This is a genomic window from uncultured Kriegella sp., from assembly GCF_963975415.1.
GTDB lineage: Bacteria > Bacteroidota > Bacteroidia > Flavobacteriales > Flavobacteriaceae > Kriegella.
This window is the reverse complement of sequence record NZ_CAXBGN010000003.1, coordinates 543,781-567,694: the sequence shown is the minus strand read 5'-3', so window position 1 is coordinate 567,694 and position 23,914 is coordinate 543,781. Positions and strand designations below refer to the sequence as shown.

The 23,914-nt window shown below is 42.0% G+C and carries 14 protein-coding genes; 1 reads left to right on the top strand and 13 read right to left on the bottom strand.

All coding sequences use genetic code 11. The features are described 5' to 3' along the window. Window positions 1-23: 23 nt before the first annotated feature. The 10 genes from AACZ88_RS09135 to AACZ88_RS09090 all read right to left on the bottom strand — a co-directional run bounded on the left by AACZ88_RS09135 (window position 24) and on the right by AACZ88_RS09090 (window position 14,862). A complete protein-coding gene (locus tag AACZ88_RS09135; RefSeq protein WP_339709144.1) occupies window positions 24-2,738 on the bottom strand; it encodes a PVC-type heme-binding CxxCH protein in 2,715 nt (904 codons plus the stop codon). 57 nt (window positions 2,739-2,795) lie between these two features. Then, window positions 2,796-3,209 carry a cupin domain-containing protein gene (locus AACZ88_RS09130; RefSeq protein WP_339709143.1) on the bottom strand — a complete coding sequence of 138 codons (414 nt, stop codon included), beginning with the start codon at window positions 3,207-3,209 and terminating at the stop codon, window positions 2,796-2,798. Window positions 3,210-3,221: 12 nt separating this feature from the next. Continuing rightward, entirely contained in the window at window positions 3,222-4,082 is an 861-nt protein-coding gene (locus tag AACZ88_RS09125) for a phosphoenolpyruvate hydrolase family protein (protein ID WP_339709142.1), read from the bottom strand. A gap of 40 nt (window positions 4,083-4,122) precedes the next feature. Then, entirely contained in the window at window positions 4,123-5,367 is a 1,245-nt protein-coding gene (locus AACZ88_RS09120; protein ID WP_339709141.1) for a Tm-1-like ATP-binding domain-containing protein, read from the bottom strand. 32 nt (window positions 5,368-5,399) lie between these two features. Further along, window positions 5,400-6,533: a glycerate kinase gene (locus AACZ88_RS09115; RefSeq protein WP_339709140.1), complete on the bottom strand. Its 1,134-nt coding sequence runs from the start codon at window positions 6,531-6,533 to the stop codon at window positions 5,400-5,402. A 103-nt stretch (window positions 6,534-6,636) separates the two neighbouring features. Next, window positions 6,637-7,740 carry an aldose epimerase family protein gene (locus tag AACZ88_RS09110; RefSeq protein ID WP_339709311.1) on the bottom strand — a complete coding sequence of 368 codons (1,104 nt, stop codon included), beginning with the start codon at window positions 7,738-7,740 and terminating at the stop codon, window positions 6,637-6,639. A 102-nt stretch (window positions 7,741-7,842) separates the two neighbouring features. Then, window positions 7,843-8,913, bottom strand: a complete 1,071-nt coding sequence (locus AACZ88_RS09105) for a glycoside hydrolase family 2 TIM barrel-domain containing protein (protein WP_339709139.1) — start codon at window positions 8,911-8,913, stop codon at window positions 7,843-7,845. A 183-nt stretch (window positions 8,914-9,096) separates the two neighbouring features. Continuing rightward, complete coding sequence (locus AACZ88_RS09100) at window positions 9,097-9,789, bottom strand: DUF3823 domain-containing protein (RefSeq protein WP_339709138.1); 693 nt, start codon at window positions 9,787-9,789, stop codon at window positions 9,097-9,099. Window positions 9,790-9,812: 23 nt separating this feature from the next. After that, window positions 9,813-11,702: a RagB/SusD family nutrient uptake outer membrane protein gene (locus tag AACZ88_RS09095; RefSeq protein ID WP_339709137.1), complete on the bottom strand. Its 1,890-nt coding sequence runs from the start codon at window positions 11,700-11,702 to the stop codon at window positions 9,813-9,815. 13 nt (window positions 11,703-11,715) lie between these two features. After that, a complete protein-coding gene (locus tag AACZ88_RS09090; protein ID WP_339709136.1) occupies window positions 11,716-14,862 on the bottom strand; it encodes a TonB-dependent receptor in 3,147 nt (1,048 codons plus the stop codon). Between the two features lie 518 nt (window positions 14,863-15,380). On the opposite strand from AACZ88_RS09090, the gene AACZ88_RS09085 reads away from it, so the two are divergent. Next, window positions 15,381-17,459, top strand: a complete 2,079-nt coding sequence (locus AACZ88_RS09085; RefSeq protein ID WP_339709135.1) for a hypothetical protein — start codon at window positions 15,381-15,383, stop codon at window positions 17,457-17,459. A gap of 22 nt (window positions 17,460-17,481) precedes the next feature. Here the strand turns inward: AACZ88_RS09085 and AACZ88_RS09080 are convergent, their stop codons facing one another. The 3 genes from AACZ88_RS09080 to AACZ88_RS09070 all read right to left on the bottom strand — a co-directional run bounded on the left by AACZ88_RS09080 (window position 17,482) and on the right by AACZ88_RS09070 (window position 23,554). Further along, the gene (locus AACZ88_RS09080) at window positions 17,482-18,810 is read right to left on the bottom strand and encodes a vanadium-dependent haloperoxidase (protein WP_339709134.1); all 1,329 of its coding nucleotides are present in this window, start codon (window positions 18,808-18,810) and stop codon (window positions 17,482-17,484) included. Beyond that, entirely contained in the window at window positions 18,807-22,349 is a 3,543-nt protein-coding gene (locus tag AACZ88_RS09075) for a VCBS repeat-containing protein (protein WP_339709133.1), read from the bottom strand. Before AACZ88_RS09075 ends, AACZ88_RS09080 begins: the two co-directional genes overlap by 4 nt. A gap of 83 nt (window positions 22,350-22,432) precedes the next feature. Then, complete coding sequence (locus AACZ88_RS09070) at window positions 22,433-23,554, bottom strand: glycoside hydrolase family 43 protein (RefSeq protein WP_339709132.1); 1,122 nt, start codon at window positions 23,552-23,554, stop codon at window positions 22,433-22,435. Window positions 23,555-23,914 lie beyond the last annotated feature (360 nt).

Sequence of the window (23,914 nt, the reverse complement as noted above, 5' to 3'; positions counted from 1 at the left end):
TACTTGCGTAATTTCAATCGGATCTAAACGTCGGTATCGCCTGAACCATCAGACGCTGGGGCGGTTACAATAATTTCGCCCTGCATCATTCTCCAATGGCCAGGAAATGTACAGACAAATGGATAGCGACCCGGGGTATCAGGTAGTTTGATAATTACCGATCCCGATTCACCCGGACCCAGCATCTCCGTTGCTCCCAAAACATATCGAGAATTGGGAACGTAGCCCATCTCTTCAGCTTCCGGTTTGGTTACAAAACTATCGACTAAAGGGCCAAAAAATTCTAAATTATCTTTTTGCACCACTACAAGATTATGGGGCATTTGATCTTTGTTGTTCAACTTGATTTCGATGGTTTGACCCGCCTTGGCATGTAGGATTTTCTTATCGAACGCCATTTCTTGACTCACTGTATTCAAGGTCAGGGTAACATCGGCCTTGATTTTCCCGATTTTTCCGATACCAAGGTCAATATATTGCTCCCCGCCCGTGTTTCGGCAATGTACCGCAATTACGTTCTCACCCTTTTTAAATAGCTTGCCCTTATCTTCGTTTAGCCTTAAATATTTATAATCTCCACTAGCTCCCTTTTCTTCCATCAAGAGGGAACCATTTACAAAGACTTCGTAATCGTCATCATGAGAAATCTTAAGTACCGGTTCGGTCAGTTCTTCCGAAATAGTCACTGTGCGTCTTAACCATATATTTTTTGAAGTCCATTTTGTTTTGGTCTCTTCAGTATTGGTACTACCGAAAAGGGACTCCCCTTTCTTCCATGAGGTATCGTTAAAGCTAGTAGACATCCAATCATCAGCCGGTCGATCTTCGGTGTAGCGCCATTCCACTTTCTTATCTGCTGCCGAAGGCACTAAAATATCGACCGAAGCAGCAGCGACCGTTTCATAATCAAGCTCCCTAAAATAAATCTTGGTGGCGGCTTTCAACCATTTGTCATCAACATTGGAAGGGTCTTTCGATACTTTTTCCATCTCAGTATACAGTTCACCTGATTCGGGCAATTCTGCCGCCTTCAACACTGCTGCTAATCGCACCTGAATGTCGGCATCAGTTAAAAGTCCTGATTTTGCCAAAAGTGTACTTCCTTCTACCGTTTCGGGCAATAATGAAATGGCAGCTCTCTTAACTGCATAAGAGCTGCTCGACAACGCCGCGACAACTGCCGCATCGGCGCTAGCGTTCGATCCATTCAAAGCGCCTAGACCGTCAAGTGTCCAAAGTGCATGCAACGCACCGGTATTCAAACCATTTTTGTCGGTCTTGCCGTCATCTTCCACCAAGGCAATAAGCTCGGGGATCAATGCCGTTCTTTTATCCTCTACGATCAAGCGTTGCGCGGTAGTTCGCCAGAACATATTATCACTTTGCAATGCGGCCAACAAAGTCTGGTCATCACCTCTTTCCAATTTTTCGATTTCCGATTCATCCGCATCTTTATATCTTATGATATAGATACGACCGTGGCCATAGTCTCGAAGTTTATTGATATGGGCATTTCCCTCCCCCTTGTCCGCATTCCATATTTGATTTTCCATTCCACGTTTATCAGGATTATGCTGAATTACAGGATTGTACCAGTCGGCTACCCAAATATTACCATCAGGACCTGTCTCTGCAAAAACAGGGGCTGTCCATGCATCGGTACTGGCAAAAATGTTGCCCCCGTCTACTTCTTTATAGCCTGCTCCATCTTTAATTATTTTGGCGATATGTACCAAATGACCTGTGGGTTCGCTAACATACATCTGATTTTGATATTGCTCGGGATAATTTCGTGCGGTGTAAAAATTAGCTCCCGAAGCAGCCGTATAGCCTCCCCGAACATCAACCTGTTGCAAGGGAATGGTATCTACAGGAGTTATTTCATAATGCCCTTGAATAAAGTCGGCATTTTGTGCCCACGAGGGCATTTTCCCCAAATAATCATAATGTTTTAGAGGAATACCCACATAACAACAGTGATTATTGTTTGCCGTTGACCCGAAGATTTCAAAATTTTCGTTGAATCCCAATCCCCAAGTGTTGTTATTAAATTGGCCTACAGGTTCTAAAAAAGAGCCGTCTTTTCCGAAGCGATAAACCCCCATTTTAAAATTAACGGGAGCTCCGTTGAATTGATTTTCAAAACCCGAATATCCTACGGATCCCCAAATCGCATTATCGAGACCATACCGCAGGCTGGAAGGGCCGGCATGGGTATCAAAAGTACCGAACCCATCGAAAAGTACCGTGCGTTTGTCCATTTTATCATCACCATCGGTATCTTGTAAAAACACCATCTCCGGTGCCTGTGCCACAATAACCCCACCTTTGACCACGGTAATTCCTGTAGACAAGCTCTGATCGGTCGCAAAATCGATAAACTTATCGGCCTCCCCATCACCATCGGTATCTTCACAAATGGTAATACGGTCACCGCCCACGTCATTACTTAAACCATGGGGGTAGTCTTTCGATTGTACCACCCAAAGTCTTCCCCTTTCATCCCAAGTAAAGGCAATCGGGTTAATTATGTTCGGTTCGGCAGCAAACAACTCGGCGGTAAACCCTTCGGGCAGTTGAATATGCTTTTGTGAATCTTCCGGACTCAACGGTATTTGAACCCTTGGTGTACCTTCAGTATATGTCAACGCCGGCGCCGGTTTCTTTTCCCCAGTACAGGCGGAAACAAAGACCAACACACTTAACGCCATTGAAATGCGCAACTGTGATTTTTTCATTTTCTAATATTTATTTTTTGGATATTTATCCAATATGGTGCTATTTACCTTTTTTCATCACTTTTCTTTAGACCTATAACTTGCATATGGCTCCCTATCACTTACATCAAGGGTGCCTTCTTCCCATCCTTCGGGAGGGGACAAAACCGCCAAAAACTCCAATTCGCCTTCACCGGCATTGAAAGTGGCATGAACCACATCTGCATCAATATAAACGGAATCGCCTGCCTCCAAAAACTGCTTTTCATCTTCAATCCATTGTTCGGCACGTCCTTTTAAAATATATAGAATTTCGTGCATCTTAGGATGCACATGAAAATCATGCCCAGCACCCTCGGGCACTACGACCTTGACCATATAAGAATCGGCCTTTTCTATAATTTCAGGATGATAGTGCCAGTAATGATCTCGTCCGAAGGCCTTTTCGAACATCATATCTTTTTGCTTGACAAACTTCCAGTTCTTAGCCATTTTAAGAGTAGTCTACAGGGTTAGCGATTTGAATTCCTTAGTCAGATTGGTCAATGATGCTTCCACCCCCATTCTTTCCAAAGAAGATGCGCCCACAAAACCGTGCAACCCATTGGTGTGCTCTAAAGTATAACGTACATCTTCCGGGGTATTGATCGGACCGCCATGTGCCAAGAAAAAAGTATCGTGGTTTGCCTTTCTTACGGCGTCGACAATCGCTTGCGTACGCTCTAAGGCAGCATCCATAGAAACAGAGGCTCCGGTAACTCCTATAGAACCACCGACCGTTGTGCCAACGTGGGCAATGATGGCATCAGCCCCGGCATCGGCCATTTGTACGGCTTCTTCGGGTTTGGCTACATAAACAATGGAAAACATATCCATTTTGGTGGCCAGTCTTACCATTTCGACCTCTTTTTGAAAACTCATACCGGTCTCTTCCAAGACATTCCTAAAATGACCGTCAATAATTGAATGTGTGGGAAAGTTGTTTACTCCGGAAAAGCCCATATCTTTGACCTTTCCCAAAAAATGCCACATTCTTCTACGCGGATCACTACCGTGCACACCGCAGATTACGGGGATTTCCTCTACTACGGGCAGCACTTCGAATTCCCCTATTTCCATAGCTACAGCGTTGGCATCGCCATAAGCCATCATTCCGGCCGTAGACCCATGGCCCGACATTCTGAATCGTCCTGAATTGTAAATAATAAGAAGATCGGCCCCGCCTTTCTCGATAAATTTAGCGCTTATTCCCGTACCTGCTCCCGCAGCTATTATCGCTTTCTTTTGATCGACAACTTTTTGCAATCGATCTCGAACTTCTTGTTTTGTGTAAGGGTTTCCTTTCCCTGTCCATGGATTTGGCATAGTATTCTCTTTAATTTGATGTTTACTTAATTTTTATTTTCTATTTCTTAATAATATCCAGTAATACTCCGGTAGCCTTATTCGCAAAAGCAATGGTGTTGATATTTTCGGGAACTTCGATTACGCTTATCGAAGGGTTCACGTTATTTTTAATGGCATCGAACAAAACCCTATCTATTTCTGGATTGTAGAAGACCTCATCTATGCCCCCGATCTTTGAAAGTCCGCCCAAGGGCAATAATATGGCGACCGGTGCGCTAGACATATTTAGCTTTTCAGCAATTAACTCGCCCAATATTTTATTCTCTTCTTTATTTGTCCGCATAAGAGTTACATCGGGTGCCCAACTGTAGAGTTGTCGATTCTTATATTTTTTCGGTACGGTATCGAGCGCACCAAAATTTACCATATCGAGACAACCAGGTACAACAACCTGTGGAAGTCCTTTTTGAGAACCCGCCGTTAAGCGCTCTGGCCCTGCACTGCAAATGCCACCACAAAGTTCATCGGCCAATTCGGTCGTAGTTATGTCAAGAATAGCATCAAAGCAGTTATCACGAGCCAAAGCTTCCATCGTCATTCCACCAACACCCACAGAATGAAAGGCCATCACCTCATACCCTTGCGACTTCAAGAGTTCAGAACATTTATCGACACAAAGAGTCGTATTACCAAAAACACTTACGGCGATGCTGCCCGCGCTATGCTTCACTTCTGTTATATCAGTATCGGCCATGGCACAAATGGCCCCAGCCGCTTGGCTTATCAACACCCGGCTAATGCTGTTTAAGCCTGCCACGTCTACAACCGACGGCATTAAAGTGATGTCTTTACTTCCAATATGTGTCGAGAGGTCTTTCGTAGCCAAAGTACTCAGACATAATTTGGGAATACCAAAGGGCAGTGCTTTCATGGCTTTTAGTGCTATAAAAGTGCCCCCGCCACCGCCCATTCCGATTATTCCGTCGATACGGTTTTCGGAAAGGAGTTCAGCAATAATCATAGCGGCGCCCTCCCCCATTTTTTCAATTGCGACACCGCGATCTTTCTGTTCTCGTAAAATAGAGATTTCGGTTCCGGCGGCCTCAGCTACCACATCAGCTTCATAAGTGATAGGAAAAAGTTCGGTACTTCCAAATACCCCGGTATTTATGGAAACTATTTCAGCCCCTTTTTGACCCAAAGAGGTATAGAGGTAACTGAAATCCTCACCCTTTGTATCGAAGCAACCAATCATCACTATTTGACGATTTTTTGAATTGTGGGTTATAGGTTCGACATCCATCTAAGTTATCGTTTTTTATTTGACACCTTCATTTATCGAAAGCAATTTAAGGTTCCTATAATATTTTTTACACTGTTTTGAATGAGTTGAGGGGCCTCATTTATAGCTTGCTCTAAATTCATGGGCTGGTTCACAATAGCAAACACCCCACAAACTCCCATATCATAAATAGGCTCTATATCTTCCCCTATTTTACCTGTGACAACAACTACCGGCACCTTATATTTTTTAGCCATTTTCGTCACTCCGGCAATTGTTTTCCCATGTAGGGTCTGGCTATCTATTTTTCCTTCACCCGTAATCACCAAATTGGACTTTTTGATATACTCCTCTAATCCTAAAGTCTCTAAAACCAATTCAATACCGTTGACCAGCTTCCCCTGCATAAATGCCATAAGTGCAGCTCCAATGCCTCCTGCAGCACCTGCTCCCGGTGTTTCTGCAATATCTATATGGAGTTCTTCTTTAATTTTTTCAGCAAAATTGGCTAAGTTTTTATCCAATTGCATCACGTCTTTTTCGCTTCCACCTTTTTGCGGTCCATAGACAAAGGAAGCCCCATTCGGGCCTGTTAAAGGATTGGAGACATCGCAAGCCACGACCACTTCACAGACTGACAATCTTTTATCAAAGTCGGTCAAATCGATACTATCCAAGTCGTTCAAACCTCCTCCTCCTTCCTTTAATTCCTTGCCCCTACTATCTAAAAATTTGGCACCTAGTGCCCGTGCCATTCCCGCTCCCCCATCATTCGTTGCACTACCTCCTATTCCAATTATTAGTTTCGTACACCCCCTATCCAATGCATCCTTTATCAATTGGCCCGTACCGTAGGTCGAGGTTACCAGGGGATTTTTTTCGTCTTCTTGGAGCAGTTCCAGACCAGATGCCAAAGCCATTTCGATTACCGCTGTTTTTTTGTCTTCCAAGATTCCATAATTGGCCTGTATGCTTCGCATCAAGGGATCTTTTACAGTTACTTGAACAAGCCTACCCCCAGAACCTTGCATTAACGTATCTAAAAGTCCTTCGCCCCCATCCGATATCGGAACCTCAAAGACTTCTGCCTCAGGAATCACTTGGAATACTCCCTTAGCAATCGCAGTTGCCACTTCTTTTGCCGAAAGGCATTCCTTAAAAGAATCAGGTGCTATAACAATATTCATTAATTTGTTTGTTTTCAAAATGGTTTTGAATTTACGATAAACTGAAAAACTTTCACTTTAAAATTTACCCAGGTCGACCGACCGACACCAAAATACGGTTTCTTCATTTAGTCATTATTGAAAATTTATACTTCGAAACGGTGTGATACGTCTCTTCTGGCTTTAAAACAATCGATGGAAAAACAGGTTGATTTGGCGCATCGGGAAAGTGCTGTGTTTCAAGGGCAAAAGCCGTTCTGTAATCATCTTTGGCCCCTGACTTAAAAACATTCTCAGACGCCATAAAATTTCCGCTATAAAACTGAATTCCAGGTTCTTCGGTATAGACATCCATTACAATACCCGACTTATCACCTATCACTTTTGCCGCATGACTCATACCGTTTGACTTGGCACCATTGAGCACAAAATTATGGTCATACCCTGCACCATTTTCCAATTGCTGATCGTCAGCCGCAATGCGTTCCCCAATATTGTGTTGCTCAATAAAGTCGAAAGGAGTTCCTTTAACACTCTTTAATTCCCCTGTCGGGATTAAGCCCTTATCTACTGGTGTAAATTTTTCGGCAAATAATTGTAAAGAATGATTCAAGATAGTACCACTACCCTCGCCGTTTAGATTAAAAAAAGCATGATTTGTCAAATTAACGACCGTTGTCTTATCAGTCGTTGCCTCATAGGCCATCGTTACCGTTGCATCGTCGGTAAGGGAATAGGTAACCTTCACCTTTAAATTACCTGGGAAACCTTCTTCCATATCTGGGGAAGTATATTTTAATACCAGCGTATGCCCATTGGGCTGTTCTGCATTCCAAACGACATATTGGAACCCTTTTTTACCCCCGTGCAACGAATTTTCACCATTGTTAATAGGGATTATATATTCATTTCCTTCCAAATTGAATTTACCTTTAGCTATGCGATTACCTACACGACCAATCGTTGCACCAAAATACGGTTCACTAGCTTCAATAAACCCATTAACGCTGCCCATACCTACCACAACATCGGTCATTCTTCCTTCATTATCGGGGAGCCATAACCCCACAAAACGTCCTCCGTAATTGGTAACGGCCAATTGTATGTTCCTTTTTTTTAACCAATACAATTTAACCTGTTTACCCTCGATTATAGCATCAAAAGCCTCATCATCCAATATATCGGTCGGGGAATCATGTGTAATGGTTTTGTCATTTTCCTTTACCATCTTTTTTTTAGGGACTTCGCCACAGGAAGACAGTAGCAATACCATGCCTACACAAAAAAAAACTTTTTCTTTTATTTGAAATATTCGTCTCAACATGCGCTGTTAATGATTGGGGGCCGAATTCAGCTTTTTTATTAGGTCGGCCTCATCTTGACGATAAGGCGTACCGTCTTTTCTAAAAACCTCATGAAACCATTCAATAGGTTCACCCCCATCTTCAATAGGTGTATTCCAAGCATATTTGGTATTCGACTTCCCTGCTACCAGCCCCCAGTTGATGGCACCGATATTCTCTTTCTTCAACAAGGGCAGAATATTCGAAAATCGACTGTTGTTCGTACGGGCCATATATTCAGTGCAAATCATGGGTCTCCCGTGCGCCCTCAATAAATTGATAATGTGCTGGTGATGTTTTTCATCTTCATAATCATGGTAGGTTATAATGTCAGAATTCAAGGCCTGAAAGGCATTTAGTTCTTGAAAATCCCATGCCCAAATACCCGCGGTTATCGGCTGACTCGGGTTGACCTCCCTAGCCCAAATAAAAACATTTTTGAGTAATGGCATTGAACTTATCAGCTTGCCTGTATTACCGGGTTCGTTATACAAATCCCACATGAGCACCCTTTCATCATTGGCGAAAGTTTTTAGAATGTCTTTGACATAGATTTTCAAGGCCGGAAAATTTTCTTTGTTTCTGGAAGCAGGGTCGCCCGGATCTTGTACCCACCCAGAATTATGCGTTCCGGTTACGGGTTCAGGTTGTTTTCCTATTTTCGGAGTCTTCCCCCAAACATCGTCAAAAATTACGAACATCGTTTTAATCCCATGTTTATCGGCAATGCCTAAATATGTATCCATCCGTTGTTTAAATCCTTTTGGATCCGCCTTATATGCCAGGCTGTGTAGATATACCCGCATCGTATTAAAGCCTATTCCTTCGGCGTAACCAAGTTCGCGGTCTATGGTTTCTGGATCAAAAGTGGCTTCTTGCCACATTTCCAATTGATTGATTGCTGTACTCGGATTGAAATTGGCACCAGTCATCCACTTATGTTTCCCATACCACTTTTCAGCTTTTTCCACGGACCATTTATTTGCTTGTAGAAGCGCTTCTTGTGCAGTTGCAAAAACAAGGCTAAACAATAAACATATCGTTATACTCTTTTTCATTTTTCTTAGATATTTTGTTTTTATTCGCATGGTTTTTTTAAATCCTATATTCCGGACTAATTTTTAAAGTCCGAAAAAAATTACCGGGTTTTCTTTCGAATACCCGGTAAAATTCTAACTAAACTAACTCAAAAATAACTATGCCTTTTACCATTGAACATTGTATATGAAATACATATACAATCAAAAAGTAATTTTTTCTACCTGGGTATAGATCATATCCTCGACACCGGCCACCTTAACCCCAATTCGTGCAAATATGTAGTCTTGATCCGGTTTCTTAGGGTCATCGGGAATCTCCACTGCCATAGCGATGTTATTCAAATCGGAGATGTCTGCCGCATCAACTTGTGCAATGCTACCTTCACCACCGCTATTGGCATCAACAAACAAAGTTCTATTGATAATTAATGTAACCCGCTCAACATCTTTTGCATCTGCTCCAGTAATAATCTGATCGACTGCACAGGTTGCATTTATGGTTCCTGCGGAATGGGAAAATGAAGCATTACTGATCAGATGATAGGGGGTGACCTGTAGATTCATATTGTGATCATCCGATAAACCGAAATAAATCGTATCGGTCGGGGCTTTAAAAGGACCCTCATTGGGCAAAAAGACCAGTTTGTAATCTCCTGAAAACAATCGGCTACTAAAACTACCATCTTGGGCAACGGCAACATCGATTGGGGCCGGGGTCTCATAACCTGATTGCCAAAGTTCAAACCTGACCTGATTACGAGCCACGGGAATGGCCTCTCCATTGTACTCAATATTACCGGACAAAATTGCATCAGGTTCGTTAAAATTATCTAGTTCACAAGCCGTTACCAGAAGTAACACACTGAACAACAGTATATAAAATTTAGCTTTCATAATTTCTTTCTGTTTAAAGTCAATTAATGATTTGGGTTTCGAACCAACTTGGGATTATTATTAATTAAACCTTGCCCAATTTCAGAATAATAATTACCCATCTGAAAACGGTCGGCACCTGTAATTCTCGATAACCTCAAAACCTGATACAGCCATTTACCGTCGTTGGGATCACCGGGGTTGTGATATTTATAAGGCCAGATGCTGTACGGTTGTGTTTCCCTTTTAGTGGCGACTCCAATGTTCTGGGTAACCTCTGAATCACTTACAGGGTTACCATCTAACACAACATGCGCCAACCTCCATCTCTTAAGGTCGAAGAAACGTAGGCCTTCGAACGCCAATTCAACATAGCGTTCATGTGCAATTTTATCAAAGTCTACATCTCCCCCGGTTAAAGGAACGGTTATGCCCGCTCTTTCCCTAACCCGGTTCAAATAGCCAGCAGCAACTTCAGGCTGCCCCAATTCAAAAGCGGCTTCGGCGGCATTCAATAATACCTCGGAAAATCGATACCGCATAAACCACACATCACTTTGTGTTCCCCTACGGCCCGACCCTGTTGCGGGATCTTGGTATTTGCGAATATAAAAACCTGATTGCGCCGTAAATTCAAGTCCGTCTATCGGACCATCAAACCCAACTACCTGTACTTGGTCGGTACCACCGGGAAGCGTCTTTTCCTGCCCCCTTGAATCACCGCTCACTATAGACCCATCAGCCAATACGATACCTGCCCAAATATCAACATCCGTTGCCTTAAATTTAGATCCTGGCAAAATAACAGTTCCAGCCAAACGCGCATCGCGACCCTGAAAAATATCATCGATGTTATCGTAGTAAATAGGTTCCCCGCCAGCCTCATTGGGCAAGGGGGCGTATGTACCGTCTAAAAGTTCAAATGATTGTACAAACTGTAAACTGGGATTGATTCGCCCTCCTTCTTCCTCTTCCGCACCAAAACGGGGTTGATTGGCACCGGTAAAATAATGGGTTTTTCCACCGCCAACTTTGTAATCATCTACAAAAATGGCCTCGGGGTTATTTGCCTTATCATAAAAGATACTTGAGAAATTTTCTGAGAGGTTCGGTTTTTTGGTATATAATGCATAAGCACCGGCATCACCATCGATAATGGCTTCGGCAGCTGTCAGGGCTTTGGTATAGTAACTTTCGGCCATTGAAGTTGGAATGCCGACCTCACCACCGGGGAGGGTAACCTGTGGGGTGGTAGGTCCGTACTTGGCAATCGACCCGGCATATAAGGCCGCCCTTGCTTCCATGGCTAAAGCGGCACCTTTGGTTGCCCTTGACTTAATGTTCGCATCCATTGGTAAAATATCTTTAATGGCCTCCGCTTCACTTATAACAAAATCATAGATAGCCGCTTCGGTCTCCCGTGGATGTTGCAGATAGGAAGCATCACCACTGAAATCATAGGTCTCGGTCTCTAAAATCAAAGGAACACCGCCCATACGCTTTACCATTTCAAAATAATAGGAAGCCCTTAAGAATCGTGCTTCTGCCAAAAAACCATTTTTGGTTGATTCTCCTAATTCGGTAGCCGCTGCACAACGCTCCAGAAAAAGATTGATATCCCTGATGTAGGCATAGTTCCAAGTACTCCAGGCACCATAGCCCCAACCGCCATTCTGAAACTCGGGGTAGCGCCCGGCCTCTGACCAAAAGGCAATATTGAATTGTGCCAAGGTCGACCAATCGGTAAGTCTCCCAAAATCTTCATATCGGTTGTACAAGTCTCCTAATACCGATAGCACTGCACCTTCATCGGAAAACACCTGTTCTTGGGTTAAAATCGAAGTCGAAGGTCGATCTAAAAATTCCTCGTCATTCTTGGAACAACTCCAAGCCACTGCGACAATAATTACTACTAAATATATATGCTTTTTCATTTTACAATTCATTTTATATGGATAGGTTGAATCCAACGTTAACAAATTTATTTTGTGGATACTGTAATCCATTGGTATCGTTAACTTCTGGGTCTATTCCAAACTTGGACAGGTTATCGAAAGAGAACAAGTTATACGCATTGATATAAAACCGGGCTTTTTGCAGGCCTACTTTTTCCATCCATGGCTGTGGTAACGAATAGCCTAGTTCAATGGTCCGTGCCCGTAAATAGGTTACGTTGTGCATCCAATATGAACTTGCTTGTCCCGACCGATAATTACTATGGTATGATGTGTTGTAACGCAAGGCGGGATACTTACCAGGAACCCAGGTACTGTTCGGGTCTCTAGGGTCTTGGCGATGCCAGCTGTCTAAGAATATAGTATTCAGAGCCCCCTGGTTTTGAAAAGCCCATCGGGTTTCCCATTCTTGTGCCCAAGAGTAACCTGAACCTCCGGAAAAATCTGCCGTGAAATCGACTCCCTTATATTCCATTCTGATATTTAAACCAAAGTTGACATTGGGCTGTTTTCCAAAACTGTAACCAATGACCTTATCATCTAAACCATTGATTCTTCCATCACCGTTCAAATCTTCATAGATCAAATCCCCCGGTAACAAGGTACGGTTGCCCTGTCCGTCAATATCTACAGGATAATTGTTGATCTGCTCTTGGGAAGTAAACTGGCCTATGGTATTAAAGCCCCATCGAATATCATTGTACCGTCCTTCATTGGAAGCCCTATATTCTTGATAGGAATTCTCGAACCTCGGTTTATACGACTCAATAAACTTACCTCTGGAAAAGGAACCATTGGCAGCAAGGGTCAATTCAAAATCACCGAAATTATCATTATAGGTCAACACCCCTTCAAAACCTTGTTGCGAATCGCTCGCCAAGTTTTCAGGAGGCAGGGCATAGCCCAATTCACTAGGAATCAGAATATCATATTTCAATTGAGGCAGCCCAGTACGCAATCTGTAGAACCAATCGTACGACCCGGTGACTTTACCATCGAACAACGTAAAATCGAACCCGATATCGGTAATCTTACTTTTGAACCATGTTAAGTTGTCAACGATTTGACCTTTGTCCCTGGCAGTAACGATGGGTTCTCCATTATTAATAAATGTGCCCACATTATAATTATACCCGGGCAAATAGTCATACGGTCCGATGGGAATATCATCATCACCCAGAACACCATAGGAAGCCCTCAGTTTAAACTCGGAAAGCCAAGGGTCGTCACCAGCAATCTTTTCATACCAATCTTCTTCGCTTAATCGCCAACCTATAGAACCGGAAGGGAAGAAACCCTTCCTTTTACTCGGCGCAAATTTCCAAGACTTATCTTGTCTTCCTGATAGTTCCAAGAAATATTTCTGCTTATAGTTATAGTTGAACTTTCCGATATACCCAATTCTGGCCAGTTCCGCGTCGTAATCATTAAAATCAACGATATTCGCAAAATAAATCAAAGGAAGAATATTAGTCTCAGGTACTGACCGCATCCATTGGTTCTGATCTCGTTCTTCTTGCCGTTCTACCAGAAAGAGTCCTTCTACATTATGGTCTTCCCCAAAGGCTTTTTTATATTGAGCTTGACCTTGATACACATTTTTTATGACCTTACGGTTTCTGCGTTCCCGCCATGGGTTGGAACTTCCACCTGTAGGATTGTAATTATCGGTGTCAGCATCATAAGTATACGCATCATAGGTATATTCATGACCGTTCAACACTTGGTCTTCCAGCGAATACGAATACGTGCCTTTTATCGATAGTCCTTCTGCAAAACCTCCGAATTGATATTCTCCGTTAAAATTTGCCTGTACAAAACGTCTGACATCAGTAGAGTAGCCTCCTGTTTCTTTGTTATGTAGGGCCCAATTGGTCTCATTATGACCAATGTCGTTCAAATATTCAGGATTGTCGTTGGCGTAGGGGCGCTCAAACGGTCGATTTCTTAAAATAGCAAAACGTGGCAACCAATAATCATCGGCACCAGGAATACCCGGATTATCGGTAATTTCTCGTCTACCCGTTATCTGTACACCGACTTTTAGCCGATCTGTGATATTGGCATCAAGATTACTTTGAATGTTGGTCTTTTCAAAATTAAACTCAGGCCCTAGAACAGCTTCCTGTTTTAAATGGGTTCCTGAAATGTAATAGTTGATCTTTTCAGAACCGCCCGAAGTACTCAGGTTAATATTATATAGGGGAGCATTTTTTTTGATGATGAAGTCTTTCCAATTAAAAGACTGATACCCTGCTTCGGTTCCCAACCTATATTTTTCCAATTCTTCGGGGGTAATCTGGGTCTCACCAAACTCGTTCAAATCGGCCTCGGCCTTTTTACTCATGTAGAGGTATGAATCGTTTACCGTTTCAGGAAACCTTGACCAATTCTGTCCGCCATAATAAGCATTTACATTAACCACATTTTTGGTGTTCTTTTTTCCACGCTTGGTCGTCACAACTACGACACCGTTCGCGGCACGTACTCCATAAATAGCGGCAGAAGCATCCTTCAAAACAGAAATACTCTCGATATCACCAGCGGCAATATTGTTGAATTGCCGTTCACTCTGTTGAATTCCATCAATTATAAATAAAGGATTACCCATATTACGAATCTGTATGGCTGCGGTTGCCCCGGGACGACCATCGGCCATTTTAAAGGAAACTCCCGAAATTTTGCCCGCTAACCCCGAACTTACGGAAGAACCCGCATGCACATTTTCGAGATCCTCACTGGTCACCGTGGAGATGGCAGCGGTAATCGATTTTTTCTCTTGGGAGGAATATCCCGTGACCACTACTTCATCGAGCGCGGCGACATCGTCTTCCATTTGAACATCAATAGTAGTCTGCCCGTTCAACGGAACTTCCAGTCGTCTAAAGCCGATATAGCTAAAAACCAATACCGCATCGTCGGGAGCCTCAATAGAATAATTGCCATCAAAATCAGTGGTAATACCTTTCGTTGTATTTTTTACGATAATCGATACACCTGGCAAGGCACCTCCGTCGGAAGCAGCAGTAACGTTTCCGGTAATGGTCGATGCATCTTGACCATACCCCAGCTGTGCAAATACAAAAAATACTACGGGTATAACAAGCCGTTCAATAAATTTAGTTAGTCGTTTTTTCATTGTTTTTTCATTTTTGTGGTCATTAAGTTGTGGTGTTAGTTTGTTTAAAAATCTCAAATACTGGTAGTGAAACATTGAGGCAAGCGGCGAATAAACTATCAAAATCTGATATTAATCCTTATTCTATTAAGAGTATTACAACATTAACCACCAATAAATGTCAAATTATCAATGCCAAATAAATAGATTTCCCAATGGCCCGAACTTTTGTTTTGTTTCATTCTGTCATACAAATCGTTCAAACTTTATGATTTCGTTAAGAATGGGGATACTTTGACACGATTTGTATCCAAATGAGACGGAATGTTGTGTGTCTTCAATTTTGAAACACGAAATTTGAAAAAGGAATTTTTTATAGGTAAATGAGAACTTTCGTAAAAACGACTGTCACTTTTGCCTATTTTATATTTTTATCGAGATAAGCCTGACAATCTATTTAAAGCAAACCGATTTTATATAAAAATGATTCGGCCAACCGCCATCGGAATACACAAACACAAATCAATCGAAATCATAGAATGAAAAGTACACACTGCCTATTTGCCCTGGTTCTAACCTTTTTCGCCCAAGCCCAGATTCCGGTATCATTACCCGAGAACCTAGAAGAAAACGATACGGGCATAGCGCTTTACGAGAACGATTTGGAACTCTCTTGGCCGCTCAATGGTAATGGGCATGCCCAACTTACGCTTAACCTCGTGAAAGGTCAACCTTTGTTTAAAATGATGGGCATTGAACAGAACAATGAACTTCATACCGTGGCAACCAATGTCGACCCAGTTTTTATATTAAACGTTGGCAAGAGAACCCTTAAGAAAGAAAATGGATGGACCATTTTTTTTGACAAAGTACCGACCAGACCCTATGGTTCACACCTACTAACGTTTGAAAAACAGGAGATAAAAATCAGCAAACACGGGAAGAGAACATTGATTTCAATAGACAGTATTAAAGCCCCGGATTTCAAGGGTTCTTTAGAAATAACGATTTATAATGGCGTTCCTCTTTTTAATATTGCGGCCGTAGTTCAGACCCAAAAAGATGCTGCAGCAATTCTTTATGATGCCGGCTTGGCATCCAATAAGCCATGGCAAGGCATATCTTTTGTCGATACAACAAATATTTTACAAAAAACCAATACTTCGGAAAAGGCAGCGAGCAACAACGAGGCCGTAAATTTTAGAACAATCATTGGAAAAAACGGAAAGGGGGCACTTGCAGTGTTTCCCCCACCTCATCAATACTTCTATCCTTTAGACGAAGCTTTTAATTTAAAGTCGGTATGGCATGGTCGCAATTATAGGAATATGGTCAAAAACTACGGAATAGGAATTCGACATGACCCAAAAGGCGATGAACGTTATGTACCTTGGTTCAACGCACCACCCGGCACTTTACAACGATTGAATTTCTTTTGTTTCTTAGGAGCGGAAACACCGGAAAACCTGTTGGAGAAAGTCAAATCATTTACACATGATGACACCTATGTTCCCTTAAAAGGATTTAAGACCATGGCAAGCCATTTCCATAACGAATTTATCATGAACGTGGTATTGAACGATAAGCCAATACCCGAAAAACCCGAGTTCGTTGACGTTTTTAAACATATGGGGGTAGACATCGTGCATTTGGGAGAATTTCATTATACCGCTCATCCTAAAGGACCTGATAATCAACGCCTACAGGAACTCGACGCCCTGTTCAAGCAATGTGAGAGATTATCGGATGACCATTTTTTATTATTGCCTGGCGAAGAACCCAATGAATTCTTGGGAGGTCATTGGATGGCATTTTTTCCGAAACCTGTAAATTGGATCATGTCGAGAGAACCAGACAAACCCTTCGTCACTGAAGATGCGGTCTTTGGAAAAGTCTACCGAATTGGTAATGCGAGCGAAATGTTGGATTTATTGGAAATTGAAAATGGTTTGGCCTGGACAGCCCATCCACGCATCAAAGGTTCTACCGGATATCCCGACAGCTATAAAAATGAAGATTTTTTCAAATCTGACCGTTTTCTAGGTGGTGCTTGGAAACCAATGCCGGCAGATCTCTCGACCCCTAAACTGGGACTGCGCGTACTTGACCTTATGGACGACATGAATAACTGGGGGGCTAAAAAGAAAATAATCGCCGAGGCAGACCTATTTACCATAACCCAAGAAAATGAAATGTACGCCCATATGAATGTCAACTATTTGCAGTTGGACACATTACCGAGTTTCGAAAAAGGGTGGCAACCTGTCTTGAACGCGATGTCAAAGGGACGTTTTTTTTCAACAACGGGTGAAGTTTTAATTCCTTCCTTTAACGTAAACGGTAAACACTCTGGGGAAACCATTGTTTTGAACGAAACTGATAGTGCCCATGTTCAGATTAAAATCGACTGGACATTCCCCTTAAATTTTGTTGAAATAGTTTCGGGGGATGGCGAAAAAGTTTTTCGGGAAAAATTCGATTTGAACCATACCGAGGCATTTGGCTCAGAGGTCTTTCAGTTTAAAGTCACATTGCCAAACAGAAAATGGATGCGACTTGAAGTTTGGGATATTGCGGCCAACGGAGCCTTCACACAGACCGTCTATCTGGAAGAATGACATCATGTACGGTTATGGTAATCTATTCTTTTCTTGTTTTTAATTTTCGTGTAAAAAACTCACCTATGGCATAACCTTGCTCTTGGCCGTTAACTATGGCCGGCATATAATGAATGCCTCCGTAGAAACGACTGATAGCAGCTTCTTCGGCAGCGTTTAAAAACGAACTGAAATTTCGTATAGGCAGACCGAACTCTACCTCGGTATCATCAGCAAAGGCAAAATCATCTCCAAATAGTTTTGAAAGTACAATTGCGGCACCCGACGAAACCACACTATGCCCACTCGTATACTCAGGGAAGGGCGGTGTTTGTAAAACAGGCATCCAAGTCGGATCAATATATTGATTGATATATGTTTCTGGCCGTATTACGGAACTACGGTATTTTTCGTCCCAACAACTTATAAAACAATCGGCCAAGGTTACGGCAAGACAGGCGTAGGCTTCGGCCGACTGTACTGCTGAGGCATTGTTTTCCTTGCACGCAAGTGCCGTGATATTCATCCAATGTCCGTTCGGCGATATCTTTTTCGTTGCATACATTACATGTCCACGTATGTTCATCTCAAATGGGTTACAATCCCAGAATTTCGCTATTTCAATCTGCTCGCCATCTTTGAGGTTGACCTGATTGTAAACCGCCATAACATCCTTATAAAACACACTGGTTGAATCTGTGGCAAAGGGTGGGGGCATCAAAGGTTTGAACTGTTCTGCAGAATCAATCATAAAGGTTCGCAACTTGTTCCAGTGAGGTTCTATCGCCTTAATATAAGCAGGCGGAGTTGGTTTCCAAGAACCCTTGTCAAAACCGACACTATACTCAGGCAGTGACCTGGTTTCTTTGTACTTATCTTCCATAGCCCATAACAAAATATGCTCGGCAACTTGTTGGCCATAGGTTATAGAATTATCAAAAACACTTTGGGGCATGCCTTGATCTTTAAATTCTTGTTCAATTTTATCTTTAAAAACGTTAATTCTATCTTCAGAAATAACAAAAGATTTTGCTGTAGTCAGAATAGCATGTACGGCAGCCAAAGTAAGACTATATTCTTTGTTCTTATCCGGTTTCGGAACTGGATTTAACCCATGTAACTGGCCTGACAAGCTGATATATCGGTCATTTTCCTGTATCAAGGTTTCATAAGCAGCCACCGATATATATGCATACGTACGGCTTGTAACTGGCGGCGAATAGATATCATAAACCATAACATCAGTTACCTGTTTTATCGCCCTGTGCACATAGTCTGCACTTTCGGTATGGGTTTTCGAGTTTTTTGATGCCTTTTTGTTGGCAGTACATGCAGCAAAAAAAAGTATTCCGATAACTAATAAACGCTTCATAAAACCTCTCTTTTATTTCCGTTGTACTTCGTAATGGTTATTTGAAGCATACCTATTTCTATGGGCAACTTTCGGGATGATTGTGATAAATAGGTAGACCCGTAATAAAACTCCAAGTGCTTTTTGCTTCCGTTCTTGTACAAAACCTCAGCACTAAAATCGTCGCTTTCAAGATCGATCCATTTTGTCACATTTGATGCACGAATATCATTTTTACCAAAGACCAATACGTCGTCTTGGTTTTGGGTAGCAATCAAAATATCTTCCTTTTTGGCAGTATGTAATGTAGCCAATGCCTTCGCATCCCCATGCACAAAAAAACCGGTTTTAGACAAGGCCATTGCCGAGAAATGACCCTTGCCGTCTCCTTTTAAACCTAAACCCGAAAAAGCATCATGCCTACCGCTATAGGGATCCATTCCGTAATCGTTACCAACAAGCAACACATCAAGGTTACCGTCGCCATCAATATCGCTTGTTTTCATACCATAGATGGGAGCTTCTTGAGCAGCTAACGGTAATGGTGTCATTTCAAATTTACCTTTGCCTTTATTCTCGATATAAGAAGTTCGCATTTCGGTTGCCTGTAAAATTAGGGCACCATTTTTATCATCTTCTCCCCAAACATCATCTATATTCGCCAAACCGTAAGATTTATAGGTGGGAAATTTTTTCCGCATTTCAATAATTTGACTTACCATATCATCTCTTGAAGCAATGGGAAACGATTTACGTATGCCATCATCCCCTTTCATATAGCAAAATACCATGGGATCTATCGAACCGTTGTTATCGATATCTTTGGCCACAATTGTCATGGGCTCGATGGGGGTAGCAGTATAGTTCGTATTGAGCCCAAGGTTACCCGCCATAAAGTCGATATCGCCATCATTGTCAAAATCACCTGAAACCAAACTGTTCCACCATCCTTTTCGGTCTTCAATGCCCGAGTCGACCCTCTTAAATGCTGTTCCTGTATTTTCCAAGAAAATAATTGGCATCCATTCGCCCGTGAGCACCAAATCTGGCTTTCCGTCGGCATTAAAATCTGTCCATAATGCATCAGTGACCATACCTATATTTCTAAGATTTTTAGAATAGGTGTCGGTCACATCGATGAATTTACCACCTTCGTTTTTTAACAGAAAACTCTTTGGTGCCATTGGATATGCAGCCGAAACCACCCTTCCTCCCACAAACAGGTCAAGGTCGCCGTCACCATCGAAATCTGCAGCCTTGACACATGAACCGTTCGTTAAATCTTCAGGTAAAGGCGCACGAGCGAACTTTCCTTTTCCATTGTTCAAAAAGAATCGATTGTTACTTATTTTATGGTTCGCCGGAATTTCATAGCTTCCGCTGACCATGAATAAATCTAGGTCATGGTCATTATCGGCATCAAACAGCAATATGCCCATATCTTCATACAAAACATCTTCCTCTTGAAGAAACCTTGAAGAATCGACAGTAAAATTTGCATGGGCATCTTGCATAAAAAACACCCCCGGATTATCCGATGAGCCACCAATATAAAAATCTTCAAAACCGTTTCCGTCTATATCTCCTACAGCTATACCCGGCCCATATTGACTCAACTTATGGGGTAATGTACGCTGTATGGTATAGTCTACAAAATCGGTTTCCATAGGCTTGAACTGAATTCCGTAATCATTTGCCGCATGCTTCAACAAAGCCTTCGCATATCTATTTTTTGGCGCTACGTTTTCATCGACTGCATTGGAATGTGATAGTGTCAATGTACCACCTTGTGCATCTAGCTTTACCAATTTCTCTTGTTTTCCATCGGGCCATGTAACCAATAAAGAATCAATCTTTGTCGTTTCTCCCAAACCAATATGCAACCGATGATCATGGGTAGACAAATAACCCCGTATGGGGTAGTGTTCATAGAACTGTTGCGCTCCGTTTTTCGAATATAATCTCACAGTTGTACCGAGACCTTCGGTATTACCCTTGGTGCCTTTAAAATTGACCGTCAGATAATTTGCCTTTTTATTTAATGTGTTTTCATATACAAAAGCTACATCATTGATGTTGTTGATCAACACGTCAAGATCACCATCATTGTCTAAATCAGCATAAGCGCCACCATTGGAGAATGACAAATCACCAAAGCCCCATGTTTCCGTAGTATTTTCAAATTCAGCGCCATTTGTATTCTTAAAGGCATAGTTTGCCAATTTAACTACCGGAAGCGAATCGGTCATGGCCAATGTATAACTTTGAGCCCGCCCACTTTGACCATTACCATAAGCAATGTAATCAAGGTCGGTCACATCGCGGGGCAGCCCATTGGTGATTATCAGATCCCTATAGCCGTCATTATCAAAATCTGCGACTAAAGGGCACCAACTCCAGTCGGTCTGGTATATTCCCGCAGCAAATGCCAAGTCATCAAACACGGGGTGCCCTTTGGGAGTAGGCCCACTGTTCATTTGAAGCACATTTCGCACATATTGATGGTTATAGTTAAATTGTCTGTTATTTATATAATTGTAATATTCATTACCACTGAGCATCCTTTTTTTTCGCAGATTATTTTCCGGAAGCATTTCAAGCGATATCATATCTGCATAGCCATCATTATTGACATCTACCACATCGGTGCCCATAGCATTCCAAGCCGTGTGCTTGAAATATTCGTCCAAACGATTTGTAAATGTTCCGTTTTTATTGTTGATATAACAGAGGTCATTGGAGATAAAGTCATTGGATACATAAATATCAGGCCATCCATCTTGATTAATATCGGAAATAGCAGCAGCATGGCCCCATCCCTCTATGGTTATGCCTGCTTCTTTGGAAACATTTGTAAAAGTACCATTGCCGTTGTTACGGTAGAGGCGATCGGTGTTCTTTGCACTACCGTCAGAAAGTTTTGCTCTATAATGAATAGGGGTTCTGGGATCATAAATTTCGTTAGTGACCTGATAAAGATCAAGATCACCGTCAAGATCGTAGTCAAAAAAATAAGCCTGAGTGCTAAACCCGTCATCTGCTAGACCATAAGCTTTTGCCGATTCCTTAAATATGGGGATACCTTTTTTATTGGGCCCCTGATTGATATATAACAAATTTGTACGTCGTTGGGAATCATTTCTAAAAGATGCAGACACGTGAATATCGGGCCAACCGTCAGCATTGATATCGACCACGGACACCCCAGTCGCCCAATGCTTTTCACCACTGACCCCGGCGGTATCGGTAATATCGTTAAATTGTAAACCTCCCCTATTGAGATACAATTTATTGGATACCATATTGCCCGCAAAATAGACATCTAACAAACCGTCTTTATTAAAATCACCAACACCTACCCCACCACCATTATAAATATTCGCTTGGTTTAAAATGTTAAGCGTGTCACTTTCAAAAAGTTGATTATTAAAACCAATACCGGTATAAGCCGCTGGCAATCGCTTGAACAGTGTAGCATCTTTTTGTGCAGAAGCCATTAAAAAGCAACACAGTAACAATGTAACCTGACCTATTCGCATGGTATGACGCTGAATTTTCATCTTCCGATTTATTTGTGTGAAATATAGTTTACCTATTATTAAATATTCTCATTTTAATGTTACGCTACTCAAACCTAATATTTCTATTTTATCGGCGTACCCGACGGTTTTTGCAATGTTTGCGAAGTGGCAATAGGAATTCCTAAAACGGGCATATCATCGCTTGACCAGCTAATTTTTTGGGCCCTAGGCGAACGTTTATCGCTACAGCCATCAGTCGGGGTGTCATTGGCATGATACAAAATCCAATCTTCTGTTCCATCGGGACTTTTAAAAAAAGAGTTATGCCCCGTACCATAGACCTCATTTTCTTCCGATTGTTGAAAAATCGGATCTTTACCCTTGTTCCAAGATGCGGGATCCATAATATCACCGTCTTTGTGCATGGTAAGTATGCCCAGCGCATAAAAGGGTGTCCAACAGCCGCTAGCGGAATAGATAATATGAACTTTATTACCATGTGCCAACATTTGCGGTCCCTCATTGACATATACCGGGGCATCTGGGTTCCATACGTCAGGATACTCCCAATTTCTTTCCCAATCGTGTTCAGGGGTACTTAAAAGAACCCGATCGGAAGCAATGGTCCACGGATTTGACATTTCAGCAATATAGATGTTCTGGGTTTCTATTCCTCCGTTCTCCTTGGGATGCTCCCATCCAGACCATATAAAATAAAACGTGTCATTATATGAAAAAATACTACCATCAATAGCCCAATTGTCTTCCGGATCAGTTTTAATCTTAGATTTTATAATAAATTCTCCTTCAAAGGGATCAGCCGATGTATTTTCCAAAACGAACATCCGATGGTTTCGATTATCGCCATCATCGGCCGCAACATATATATACCAGTGACCGTTGATGTTATGAATTTCAGGTGCCCAAACCTCCTTGGAATGATCGCCTGTTGCAGGGGCTGTCCACACCACTTTCCTTTCCGCATTCCTTAAGTCGGTAATATCCGGGGTTCGCATCAACGAAATAGCCCCTGCATCTGACTTTATGTAATAGTAACTGCCTTCATGATAGATTGTCCAAGGGTCGGCGCCACTCGGCAACAATGGATTGTTAAAAGTATCGTCTACCGTATTCTCTGTATATACAGAATCTGGCTTTTGGGCTTTTTCTTCCTTACAACCCGACATCGTTAAAATGGCTATGGCCAATGCTAGAAGGTGTGTTCTAAAAGTGTATTGGGTCATACTAAAGTTCAGTTATATTTTTAGGAATTGCGCTCCGCATAAAGAAAATATCTTTTTGACTCTGCAGGGTTGTCTGCATGTGGTATCGACATAAATAGAGAATTGTCAAGCCTCCTTAGAATTGTTTGTGAGAAGAACTCCCATAACACAAGCGCGGGAGTTTATTCCAAAAAGCGAGATACCACATGAAAAATTGTGCTGGTATTTGTCATATTGAGCTATGCCTTCCACTAATTTTAAAAACTTATAATTAAACCAAATTTCAAATGAATAAATATTGGTTTGATTATCGACACCACTTTGTTTCATTTTCTCGTACAAATCGGTCAATTTCAAAATTATCAGGAGTTTATAGCGCCT